The following is a 643-nucleotide window of genomic DNA, read 5'->3' as shown; positions in this document are numbered from 1 at the left end:
ATACAAAAACAGATAAGGATACGGGCAGTTTTATCTAAAACCCTTGACATTTTAAGCCAACTATTTAAATCTGTTTCATCCTTACCTGAAGAAAGCTGAGCAAATGGATTGGATAGGTATCTATTATTTTGATTGTTAGGATCTAGCGAATTCAATGTTTCCAAAACGGGCTCGAGATTTTCAAATGGGCGTTTGCCATCAGGAAATGAAGAATGTCTTTCCCAAAGCTTAAGTATAGTGTCAAAGCATTCTTGCTTAGCATCCTCATTACCAGTTTGTTCAGCTAATAATATTTTTTCAGAGATATAGTTACACATCCATGCTGTTATTTCGTCAACTTCATCGTCTTTAAAATTATCAATTAAACGCTCACCTAAGTTGATAACGCTTTGTTGTGTCTCTAAGCTTTCCATCTGCAGATAAGAGGAAGGTTTTGCTGTATGGCGGGATGTATCCGAGGTCATCGTCATTACTCCATCTACTGAATGAGTCTTTATATCTTCTTTTAATGTCAACTTGTATGGCAACTTCTACATTCATTTGCTTGCATATGAAAGTCAATAAATCTAAAGATGCTAACGCTTGATTACCATTTCTTATATAGTCGTCATTATGACTGGGGTTATCCTCGCTCCAATATCTG

At 35.9% G+C, this 643-nt stretch carries 1 protein-coding gene; it reads right to left on the bottom strand.

From position 1 onward, the window contains the following. Positions 1-515: hypothetical protein (locus ACS8FD_RS21650; protein ID WP_439277388.1), on the bottom strand; the 515-nt coding region annotated here is incomplete at its 3' end. Between the last annotated feature and the right edge of the window lie 128 nt (positions 516-643).

It is taken from the genome of Psychrobacter sp. 1U2, assembly GCF_051847575.1.
This window is presented reverse-complemented; position numbering and strand designations above follow the sequence as displayed.